The organism is Acinetobacter sp. YH01020 (assembly GCF_013420275.1).
Classification (GTDB): Bacteria; Pseudomonadota; Gammaproteobacteria; order Pseudomonadales; family Moraxellaceae; genus Acinetobacter; species Acinetobacter amyesii.
In genome coordinates this window covers 1-10819 of record NZ_VOYN01000077.1, presented here as the reverse complement: position 1 = coordinate 10819, position 10819 = coordinate 1, and the positions used below count along the sequence as shown (strand labels likewise).

10 protein-coding genes and 1 pseudogene are annotated in these 10819 nt (G+C 40.2%); 6 read left to right on the top strand and 5 right to left on the bottom strand.

Annotated elements, in window-relative coordinates; all coding sequences use genetic code 11:
- Together FTT85_RS17250 and FTT85_RS17245 are read left to right on the top strand one after the other, a co-directional pair.
- A pseudogene (locus tag FTT85_RS17250) lies at nt 1-97 on the top strand (IS1595 family transposase); the annotation flags it as partial.
- A 199-nt stretch (nt 98-296) separates the two neighbouring features.
- Complete coding sequence (locus FTT85_RS17245) at nt 297-698, top strand: hypothetical protein (RefSeq protein WP_180184048.1); 402 nt, start codon at nt 297-299, stop codon at nt 696-698.
- Between the two features lie 48 nt (nt 699-746).
- On the opposite strand, the gene codA is transcribed toward FTT85_RS17245, so the two are convergent.
- The 5 genes from codA to FTT85_RS17225 all read right to left on the bottom strand — a co-directional run bounded on the left by codA (nt 747) and on the right by FTT85_RS17225 (nt 6501).
- Nucleotides 747-2045, bottom strand: a complete 1299-nt coding sequence (codA, locus tag FTT85_RS17240) for a cytosine deaminase (protein WP_180042324.1) — start codon at nt 2043-2045, stop codon at nt 747-749.
- A 30-nt stretch (nt 2046-2075) separates the two neighbouring features.
- A complete protein-coding gene (locus FTT85_RS17235; RefSeq protein ID WP_257232193.1) occupies nt 2076-2942 on the bottom strand; it encodes a CdaR family transcriptional regulator in 867 nt (288 codons plus the stop codon).
- 23 nt (nt 2943-2965) lie between these two features.
- Nucleotides 2966-3286, bottom strand: a complete 321-nt coding sequence (locus FTT85_RS18810) for a PucR family transcriptional regulator ligand-binding domain-containing protein (protein WP_257232192.1) — start codon at nt 3284-3286, stop codon at nt 2966-2968.
- Between the two features lie 3 nt (nt 3287-3289).
- Complete coding sequence (codB, locus tag FTT85_RS17230) at nt 3290-4576, bottom strand: cytosine permease (RefSeq protein WP_257220835.1); 1287 nt, start codon at nt 4574-4576, stop codon at nt 3290-3292.
- A 221-nt stretch (nt 4577-4797) separates the two neighbouring features.
- Nucleotides 4798-6501 carry a M61 family metallopeptidase gene (locus tag FTT85_RS17225; protein ID WP_180184047.1) on the bottom strand — a complete coding sequence of 568 codons (1704 nt, stop codon included), beginning with the start codon at nt 6499-6501 and terminating at the stop codon, nt 4798-4800.
- Between the two features lie 180 nt (nt 6502-6681).
- Between FTT85_RS17225 and FTT85_RS17220 the strand changes: the two genes are divergently transcribed.
- The 4 genes from FTT85_RS17220 (at nt 6682) to FTT85_RS17205 (ending at nt 10732) form a co-directional block, all read left to right on the top strand.
- The gene (locus FTT85_RS17220) at nt 6682-7995 is read left to right on the top strand and encodes a D-alanyl-D-alanine carboxypeptidase PBP6B (protein WP_180184046.1); all 1314 of its coding nucleotides are present in this window, start codon (nt 6682-6684) and stop codon (nt 7993-7995) included.
- Between the two features lie 103 nt (nt 7996-8098).
- Nucleotides 8099-9400: an NAD(P)/FAD-dependent oxidoreductase gene (locus FTT85_RS17215; RefSeq protein ID WP_180184045.1), complete on the top strand. Its 1302-nt coding sequence runs from the start codon at nt 8099-8101 to the stop codon at nt 9398-9400.
- A gap of 136 nt (nt 9401-9536) precedes the next feature.
- A complete protein-coding gene (locus FTT85_RS17210; protein WP_078189067.1) occupies nt 9537-10019 on the top strand; it encodes a peptidylprolyl isomerase in 483 nt (160 codons plus the stop codon).
- Nucleotides 10020-10156: 137 nt separating this feature from the next.
- A complete protein-coding gene (locus FTT85_RS17205) occupies nt 10157-10732 on the top strand; it encodes a hypothetical protein (protein WP_180012280.1) in 576 nt (191 codons plus the stop codon).
- Nucleotides 10733-10819: the final 87 nt, after the last annotated feature.

The window sequence follows — 10819 nt, the reverse complement described above, 5'->3', positions numbered from 1 at the left end:
AAAAGAGTACTTTGATTATCATCTTAAAGAAACTGAATGGCGTTGGATGAGGGAACCTAATGAGTTAGCAACTGAGCTGTGGAACCTCATTAGGTAAAATTAAGTGTAAATCTGCTAGTCTAGAGCCTTAATTTTTTTAATATTCGCTTTCATCTTCATTCATTATTTATTTATACTTTTCTTTCGGTAACAAACTTTTTAATCTTAGTAAAAACTATGAACACTTAAATTTTATAAGTTCTCTTTTAGCATCAAGTGCTACAACTTTTGCCGCTGTTACTGCAGCAATACTCGTTTTGAATTGGAAACAACAACATAATTTATCTTTAATTTCAAAATTGATTTCCGATGTTTGGGATCTACATAGTAAATTTACTTCAGAAATTTACAAATTAGCTTATGGCTTCTCCATTCATACAACTGAGGATGAATATAAATCTATTTATTCCGAACTGGTTCAGATAGCTGTTCCTTTACGAACAAAAGCACAACAATTACAAATTCTTTTTGAAGGAAAAATTGATCATAAGAGCTGGGAACTACTTCAAAACTATATAAACTATCTAGAATATTTTTATCCATGGAATGCTATAGACTTTTTAGAGTTTAGGGATTGCCGACATGATTTCAATACTGAATTTAGGCATGCAGATTCTTCAATAATACATGTTTGCCAAAAATACATATCTTTAGAATAAAACCCATACCAAGCATGGGTTTTACATCGTTTTTATAGCTTATGCAAATTATGCTGTTTTCGCGAAGTTTCCATTTCCTATTAGACGTACCTGCTCTTCTTCACGGCGCATAATCACTTTACCATTCCGCACACTTAACACCGCTTTGGCTTGATTGGCGACAACATCATAATCATTCTGCCCCGGCAAAATAATAAAACTTGCAGGGCGGCCAACTTCTATCCCGTATTGATTACCCAAGCACAGTGTTTTCGCAGAATTGTCCGATACAAAATCTAAGCAGCGCTGTAAATCTTCATAGCCCAGCATATGGCAAATGTGCAGACCCGCATCCAAAATGCGCAGAATATTGCCATTGCCTACTGGATACCACGGGTCACGAATTGAATCCTGAGCAAAACTAATATTCATACCTGCACGGTCAATTTCTGCAACTCGGGTTAATCCACGGCGTTTAGGATAAGTATCAAAACGGCCCTGCAAATGAATACTTTCAGTTGGGCAGGAAATAAAATTAATCTTCGAGCGTTTTAGCAAGCGGAATAACTTATAGCAATACGCATTATCATAAGATCCCATAGCCGTAGTGTGGCTGGCTGTGACACGCTCCCCCATGCCGCGTACACGCGCTTCATCAGCAAGTACTTCTAAAAAACGCGATGCAGGATCATCAATTTCATCACAATGTACATCGACTAAACGATCATATTTTTCAGCTAAATCCATCAGAAAATGTACTGAGCTCACCCCTTTTTCACGGGTATATTCAAAGTGCGGAATACCGCCAACCACATCTGCACCCAGCTTGATTGCTTCTTCCATCAAGCCGCGGCCATTTTTATAAGATTCAATTCCTTCTTGCGGAAAAGCCACAATCTGCAGATTTACTTTAGATTTAATTTCGTCTTTCACTTCTAGCATCGCGTGCAGTGCAGTAAGCGCAGGATCTGTAACATCCACATGAGTCCGCACATGCTGTATACCGTGCGCCACCAGCATATCCACGGTTTTTTTCGCACGAAGTTTAGTATCTTCAAAAGTAATAGTTTCTTTACGTTGCCCCCAGCGCTCAATGCCTTCAAACAGCGTACCCGACATATTCCATTCAGGCTCACCCGCTGTCAGTACGGCATCAAGATGAATATGCGGATCAATCATTGGCGCCATAAGCAGCTGCTGTTTGGCATCAATAATTTGTGAAAATTCTCCGTTTGGATTGTCATTGCTTTGAAGCACACCATCTTGCAATTCAATACGGTCAAATTTTCCATTGCTATAGGCAACTGTATACAATCCCTCTTTATGGCGTAATTTTGCATTAATCACTTTCGCGCTTGCTGTATTCATCTCTGTATTTCCTATTTCAATCTATATAAATTAGTGGGTCATGTGCCAAATCAGCAAAGCAACAGATGCATTCAGCCTAAAATTGGCATGGCTAATGGCCTGACCTGTTAGTGCTTCAATTTTTTGAATGCGCTGATTTAAAGTGTTGCGGTGAATGCCTAGACGCTGTGCAGATGCATTCAAGTTGCCATTTTCTTTCAGTACGGCATCCAAGGTTTCCAGCAGCAGATAAGGATGTTTTTTGTCACTGAGCAGCAACATGCCTATGGTTTCCTGCATAAATTGCTGAATGACTGATTTATTTGGAATGGCTTTGAGCAATTTCAAAATGCCTAAATTTTTGTAGAGACAAATACCATTTTCTGCCTGCACATCTAAAGCAATATCCTGCGCCTGCGAGGCTTCCCAAAAACCGCGCTGAAAAGCGACGGCGGAATTGACTTGATTGGACAGTCCTGCAAAAACTTTTAGCTCAGCATCTAAAGTGTTCAAATGTTCAATGAGGCTGGATAATGCTTTCATCCAATCTTCAAGGCTGTCATGTTCTAAAGACAGTACTGCAGTAAATTGATCGCCTTGCCGGATAACGGGAAAAACCTGCTGATGCTGCTTGCACCAACTGTCCAGTTGCTCATAACACTGCTGCTTCCGCTGATACAGCTGAGATTCCAGAGATTGTTCACCGCCTTGAAACAAAGCTTGCATATTGCCTAATTTAAAGACTGCAATAGCATGCCGACCCAGCACAGGCAGATCCAAATGTTTGGCTCTCAGCTGTATGGTTTCTAAAGAGGGATAATCCCCCATTAATAGCTGTGTCAGTAAATCCTGCGCAGATTTTTTTACTTGAGAAAGCTGAACTAAGCGTGTGCCAATGATATGCGTGACTTCAATCATTTTCAGGCTGTACGGCTGTTCAATTAAGGCAGCTGCAATTCTTCAGCGCGCTGAATCACGCTAGGCGGAATTACATGAATAAACTCTGCACCAGTCATGACCACTAAGCCTGAAACATTACGCTGTGAAGCCTGTTCCAGCAAAGCCAGCAAGTTGTTTTCATCTCGCACATAATTAATGCCTGTGACAAAAACCAGCTCACCACCTTCAATCCAGTCTGCAATACCTTCATTTTCCGCAACATAAAACCAGCGTACGGTTTTATGCACATTGCTTTGCCCTGCCCGCAGTTTCATTTCATACAGGGCTGGCAGATTAAGCACATCTTGCACACTCATGCTCATGGCTTACTCCGCCGCCTGCTGTAATACAGCCTGCTTAACTGGAAAGAGCGCATTCAGTACGGAATAGCATATAAATGCCACTGCTATACCAACAAGTGGCGCAATCCAAGGCGATGTATACGCGCAAACTGCACCCAAGCTGTAAGCAATCAGTCCAATCCAATTAAAGTTAGGCAATTGAGCTTCTGCCAAACGTGGATATTTTCCCTTATAGCGCACCCAATAGTCCGCCATAATTACGCCACCCACAGGCGGAATAATTGCACCCAGCAGTAATAAAAATGGAATCAGCAGCTCATACATACCCATCACCGCGAGAATGATGCCGACCACAGCAGAAATCATAACCATGGTTTTACGGCGTTCACTGCGTACCAAATGGCATGCTGCTGCAGAGACGTTGTAAATCGTTGGCCCTTGAATTGTCCAGAGGTTCAGACACAGCATAATAATGGCTGCCAGGGATAAGCCCTGCAAAATAAGCACTTCCACAATATCTGATTGCTGATAAACAATTGCCATCCATGCCCCAGCTAGCACCATTAGGCCATTGCCAATAACAAAACTAATCAGGCAGGCCCAAACAGCTACTCGGCTACTTTTCGCCATACGTGTCCAATTGGTGATTTGTGTTGCACCACTAGCAAAAGTGCCAAAAACCATGGTAATTGCTGTCGCATAAGTCAGGCTTTCCGTCGGTTGAACACTGTTTAAACCTTCCCAGCCGCCAATTTCTTTGGTTGCTAGGTAAATTGAACCCAACAATAAAAGGAACATTAAGGGAATAGATACTCGAGAAAGATATTCCAAGCCTTTAAAGCCAATCAGCGCAGTAATAGAAAAGCCCAAGCCAAACATCACCATCAGTGGAATATTCCATGCTTCTGGCAAATGAATAATCTTGGCTAAGGAAATAGCTAAAGTTGCTGTGCCCCATGCAAACCAGCCCAGCTCCGCAAAGCCCAATAAAAAGTCGGACAATTTACTGCCTAAATTGCCAAAGCAGAAACGCCCCATAAGTACGGTATTTAGTCCGCTGCGAGCAGAAATTAGACCCAGTGATGCGGCATACAGCGCCAGCAGTAAATTACCAATCGCAGTAATCCAAAGAATATCGATAAACTCAAAAGCGACACCAATTTTGCCGCCAGCAAACATCGTTCCCGTAAAAAACGTAAAACTGAACAGTACCAAAGCGATAGGCAAGAACCCTTTACGCTGCGTATCTGGTGTTTCGGTCAGCGGACTTTCATCATGTTCATTCATAAGCACACCCTGCAAATGATTCATTAAGGAATACGCCTCAATTGCAAAAGCTGTGCCGAGTTTAATAAGGGCTAAATTGCATTATTTTTCTTTCATTTTATGTGCAAAATGCATATATTTTTTAATGTATATCCTTAATTGGCGCAACAAAACTGTGCATCATTCACAAGCAACGCACTCAATGCTGGGCAAAAAAAAAGGATGCCTCAGCATCCTTTTTCCAGTCATTCAATTTTTAGCTTAAATTAAGCTTTTAACCACTTCTCAGCTTTAGCCTGATCTTCAACTTTAAGTTCAACTTCCGTCAATTCTGAACCTGCCGCTTCTACTTCAAAGCTCATCAACTCATCACGGCGGAATGCCAGTACGGTATAAGTTCCATCTTGCTTGGCATATTTTTCTGCCAATTTAACGGTTGCTTTTAGACCATCAATTGCAATAATCACATCATTTGCAGACAAGCCAGTTTTTGCCGCCGCACCGTCACGGCGAGCAGACTGAACCAACACACCTTCAGGCTTATCAGCCAGTTTTAAACCAAATGGCAATGATTTGTCATTTTTGAGTGTATAGCTTAAGCCAAACTCAGGGAACAACTGATCTAACGGCAATTCATCTGTAGTATTAATCAAGTGATTGATTTGTTCTAACCAATCATCACCCGTCAATTCATTGCATAAATTGAAAATAGTCCGTTCATTCACTTGAATGCCGTTTTGTGCGTTTTCATATAGCTTACGCATTAAGGCATCAAGACTTGAACCACGTAGGCGTAAGCCAAGGTCTAAACACAGCGCCACGAGGCAGCCTTTATTATAGTAACTGGTACCTGCATTATTTGAGTTTTCATCCTGACGGTAGAATTTCACCCACGCATCAAAGCTTGACTCAGCAACGGTTTGAATTTCACGACCTGGATTTTGTAAATAGCGATCAATTTGTGCTTTCAAAAGCTTGATATATGAATCCTGATTAATCACGCCGCTGCGCAATAAAATCAAATCATCATAATATGATGTGAAACCCTCAAAAACCCAAAGCAAAGAGGTATAGCCTTCTTTGTTGAGGTCATAATTCACAAAGTTTTCTGGACGGATAAATTTTACCAACCATGAGTGGAAATATTCATGGCTGCATAACCCTAAGAAACGTTGATAATCTGCCGATGGCTCTACAGGTTCATTGGCTTTTGGTAAATCATCACGTGGGCTAATTAAACTCGTACTGTTTGGATGCTCTAAACCACCATAGCTATTGGCCGTTGCCATGGTCATAAAGGTATAGTCTTTAAAAGGTGCCGAACCAAACATTGAAATTTCAGTCGAACAAATTTTTTCGATGTCTTGCTGCATACGCTGCGCGTTCATGGCATGTTTGCCCGACACCACAAATTCGTGTGGAATGCCGTTGGCTTCAAAACTAAAATGGGTTTGTTCCGCCAGTTCAAACGGTGCATCAATTAACTGGGCATAGTTATCTGCATATAAGGTATAACGACCTTTCACTAAACTTTTTGACTTTAATCCTGTCGCAAGTTGGAAATGCTTTAACTCGGGTGGCAAGAAAACTTCAACCTCAATGGCTGTATCTTCTTGGTCAACTAAACCTAAACATGCGCAAGCTGGATTGACGTATAAACGGCTTTGATCAACATAAGCCCCACGGACCGATAAATCGAAGGCATATACATCATATTCAACCGTGATCAACTCATGATCTGTATTGAATAAGCGCCATTTATTTTTTTCAAATTTCTCAATTTGTAACAAACGCCCATCTTCATCATATGCTCGAACAGCTTCGATATGCTTCGAAAATTCTCGGATTAAGTAACTTCCGGGAATCCAAGTAGGCAGCGAAAGTACCTGTGTAGGATTTGCCAAGAAACGTGCAGTGACATGGACTAGATGTTGACGATAATCGTCAAATTCGATTTGATAATGCAACATAATGGGCGATATAAAATAAATAAAAGATAACTTATCAATTAGATTAACATTTTTTACAACTGAATGCGGAACTGTCGCAATTGTCTACAATTATGACTAGTCAGCAGAAAAAAAAAGGCATAGCATGCCTAAAAATTTTTTCGTTTTACCACCAACGGAATGGTTGGTTAAGGAACCTCATTGAAACACGTGATCTACCTCATCGCGTTGCTTAGTTTTCTATGCTCCACGATAGCAAATGCTGCCCTTTTAAATATTGTCCCTGAAACTGTTGAAGCTGAAGCTTGGACCATTTTAGACCCTCAGTCGGGTCAGGTGATTGCAGAACATAATAGCCATGTTCAGCGTGCCCCTGCTTCGCTTACCAAAATGATGGTGGCTTATATTGCTTTAAAGGAGATTAAAGCAGGTCATTTAAAGAAAAATGAAATCCTGACCGCCACCCCAGTCGTGCAAGTGGTTCAATGGGATGAATCACAAATGTATCTCAAAGCAGGTGAACAAATTTCAGTTGATCAGCTTTTGGCAGGTCTTGTGGTCATGTCTGCCAATGATGCCGCAGTAACCTTAGCTGAACGCATTTCTGGTGATATTCCTAAATTTATTGAACGCATGAACAAAGAAGCCAAAGCTTTGGGCATGAATGACACTAATTTTCAAAATCCAGCCGGCATTACCATGCCAGAACATTACTCTTCGGCGGCTGACCTTGCACGTTTAGGGCAAGCACTGGTGACTGACACACCTGACTATTTGTATTATTCAAAACAACAAAGTTTTAGTTATAATCACCGTTTCCACCATGCAACTAATATTTTACTCAAACAAGATCCTACCGTTGATGGCTTAAAAACAGGTTTTACTAAAGCTGCAGGTTATAATTTAGCTTTAACAGCCAACCGTTTGATCGCGAATCCTGACGCGCCAGAACGTCGTTTGATTGTTGTGGTATTAGGGGCAAAAAGTGGATTAAAACGTGCAGAAATAGCACACAACCTCATGAACTTGGCTTATACCTATACACGTAATGAAGTTGCAATCAAAGATAAGCAATTAATTGCAGAATTACCTGTGGTTAAATCAACCTTGAAAATGTTTAAGGTAGAAACTCAACAACCTAAACTGATTACAACTTCACTTTATGATCAAGCTTATGCCATCGATTTAAAAGCTTTTGATCCTACACAGCAACGTATTCTTTTAAATACTGGCAATGGTCAAATTCAAGCCATTGAACCACTTCATGAAACACAGACCAAACTGAGTGTTGAAGTGAATGAAAAAGAACTCACTGCGCCTTTGGCTGAAGTGATGAAATTAGCCACCGTTACGGTTTATCAAAATAATCAGCTGATCAATACCTTTGATATTGAAGATGACGTGCAAATTGAAGAAGCCAATATTTTTGAGCGTTTCATGATGTGGATTAAAGGTCTTTTTAGCATCTTTAATACGGATGCAGCAGAAGTTAAAACCTACCCTCTAGGTCAATGATGTGATTATGTAACTTGTAAGACAATTCGTTATTCGTGCAAAAAAGAAGATGGCATACTCGTGCCATCTTCTTTTTTTCAACAATAATAAAATAGGTAATTCAATGAATAACGCTGATGACTCCAAGTTACACCATATTGTCATTGTCGGTGGTGGTGCCGGTGGTTTAGAACTGGTCACTCAACTCGGTGATTTACTCGGGAAAAAAAAGAAAGCACGCATTACCCTCGTAGATATGAAACTCACGCATGTCTGGAAACCCCTTTTACATGAAATTGCCGCAGGGACTATGTCGGTTAGTGAAGAAGAAATTAACTACTATGCGCATGCTGCGAAGCATCATTATGAATTTGTGTTGGCTAAGTTTGAAGATGTCAATCCTGCTGAAAAAACCATTCAGCTTAGCAAAGTCCAACAAGGTAAATATGAATCTACTCAAGAACAACTGCAACTGAGTTATGACACCCTTGTTCTTGCTTTAGGCTCAGTTTCCAACGATTTTAATACACCAGGCGTGTATGAACATTGTCACTATTTGGACAGCCTGCAACAAGCTGAAATCTTCCAACAAGATCTCTTACAGTTGTATTTGGATGCACAAAATAGTAATACAGCACGTGAGTTGAAAATTGCCATTATTGGCGCAGGTGCAACGGGCGTTGAACTCTCCGCAGAATTGGTCGAAGCCAAAAATAATTTTTATAAATATGGTTTAAATAAAATTCATCCGCAAAGCGTACAGATCAATTTGATTGAAGGTGCTGATCGGATTCTGCCTGCACTCCCTGAAAAAATGGCCGAGCATGCACAGCAGCAATTACAACGCATGAAAATTGAGGTCTTAACCTCTAAACGTGTGGAAAAAGTCGATGCTGAACATGTTTATTTTAATGATGGAAGCAAAATTAAAGCCGAACTGAAGGTTTGGGCGGCAGGCATTAAAACACCAGAAGTAATTTCTAAACTTGAAGGCTTTGAAAAAGACCGCATGGGCCGTTTAAGTGTATATGCAACACTACAAACTAAGGCACACCCAGATATTTTCGCGTTTGGTGATTGTGCACATTGCCAACCGCGTGCAGACGAGCCTGTCCTCGGCCCACGCGCTCAAGTTGCTAGCCAACAAGCGTCATTTCTCGTGGATTGCTTAAAGGCGCGTATCCGTGGTCAGCAACTCCCGATGTTCATATTTTCAGACAAAGGCTCCTTAGTCTCTTTAAGTAAACATAAAGCAGTAGGTGAACTTTTAGGTCAGGTTAATGTTCAAGGCTTTGTTGCCAAATCAATGTATGTTTCATTATATCGACTGCATCAAGCTACAATTTACGGCTATGCACATGCAGGACTATTAACGGCTAAAGATTTTGTTACACGAAAAATTGCGCCTAAAATTAAATTGCATTGAAATTTACAGATTTGCCCCGATTAATGAAAAAAGCATCATAAACATTTAAAAATTGCATTTTTTTGATAAATTTAGTCTACAAAAATGCAATTTCACTTTATGATGTAACCCTTAAAAAATTGAATGGATCAATAACATGACTGCTATTGCAAATAACTCTGTGGTTTCTTTCCACTACACATTGACTAATGCAGAGGGTGAAACTCTCGACCAATCTCAAGGTGAGCCACTAGCATATTTGCACGGCGCTGGTAACATCATTCCAGGTCTTGAAAAAGCACTTTTAGGCAAAACTGTTGGTGAAAAATTCACTGTAACTGTTCCTGCTGCTGAAGGTTATGGCGAATACAACCCTGACCTAGTTCAAGAAGTTCCTGCTCAAATGTTCCAAGGCGTGGACAACATCCAACCTGGTATGCAATTCCAAGCTCAAACTGATGACGGCGTTCAAATCGTGACAGTTAAAGCGGTTGAAGGCGACAACGTTCTTGTTGATGCAAACTTCCCACTTGCTGGTCAAGATTTAACTTTCGAAGTTGAAATCGTTGAAATCCGTGAAGCTTCTGCTGAAGAACTTGAACACGGTCACGTACACGGTGCAGGCGGTCACCACCACTAAGATCCTCTGATCTCAAGTGCAAAAAGGCAAAGTTTTTACTTTGCCTTTTTTTATTTGCTATATTTCATGTAAAGCAAATAATTTATTGAATAAGAATGAAAACTCATACCCTTCTATTAAGTCTATGTCTCATAAATATGTCTTTTCCAGCATACGGATCTAGCGATACTTGTCGCAGTTTCGAATTAAAAAGCGCAAAGCAACTCAATCGCGTCTATCAAAAAGATGAATTCTATATTTTTTATTCGGATAAACAGAAAAGTACAGACCGCATCCAAAATCTGAACGATACAAACAATAATGCAATTCCTGACTATATCGAAGATATTGCCATCCAAGCAGTCGCATCAAGAGATATCTTTAAACTAGCAGGATTTAGACATCCTCTAAAAAGCCCAAGATATAAGAATGTAAAGGCTATTGCCATATATGTACACGAACTAAAAGGAAATGGGCTCGCCTATGAAAACTCATCTCGAGCGCCAAGTGCCACGAATCTTAAAAATAATCTTTGCTTTATCAGCATTTCTATTTCAAATCAATTAAAAGACTTTCCTGGAAATTATTGGACTACGATCACTCACGAATTATTTCATTTATACCAATATAGCTATGCACAATTTAAAAACGCATGGTACTTGGAAAGTATGGCTAATTGGGCTGAACGTGCACTTATAGCTAAATACCAAATAAATCATTACAGTAATCTTTAAATAATTTATCAATATCTTTAACTCTAAACTTAGTTCGAATCGCCTTGACTCGTGACCACATATTTTCTATTGGATTTAAATCTGGAC

Bases quoted from the DNA above. Each gene is read 5' to 3' on its own strand.
- FTT85_RS18810 (WP_257232192.1), bottom strand. From the start codon at position 3,286: ATGAGCATGAGTGTGCAAGATGTGCTTAATCTGCCAGCCCTGTATGAA.
- codB (WP_257220835.1), bottom strand. From the start codon at position 4,576: ATGAATCATTTGCAGGGTGTGCTTATGAATGAACATGATGAAAGTCCG.
- codA (WP_180042324.1), bottom strand. From the start codon at position 2,045: ATGAATACAGCAAGCGCGAAAGTGATTAATGCAAAATTACGCCATAAA.
- FTT85_RS17210 (WP_078189067.1), top strand. From the start codon at position 9,537: ATGACTGCTATTGCAAATAACTCTGTGGTTTCTTTCCACTACACATTG.
- FTT85_RS17235 (WP_257232193.1), bottom strand. From the start codon at position 2,942: ATGATTGAAGTCACGCATATCATTGGCACACGCTTAGTTCAGCTTTCT.
- FTT85_RS17225 (WP_180184047.1), bottom strand. From the start codon at position 6,501: ATGTTGCATTATCAAATCGAATTTGACGATTATCGTCAACATCTAGTC.
- FTT85_RS17205 (WP_180012280.1), top strand. From the start codon at position 10,157: ATGTCTTTTCCAGCATACGGATCTAGCGATACTTGTCGCAGTTTCGAA.
- FTT85_RS17215 (WP_180184045.1), top strand. From the start codon at position 8,099: ATGAATAACGCTGATGACTCCAAGTTACACCATATTGTCATTGTCGGT.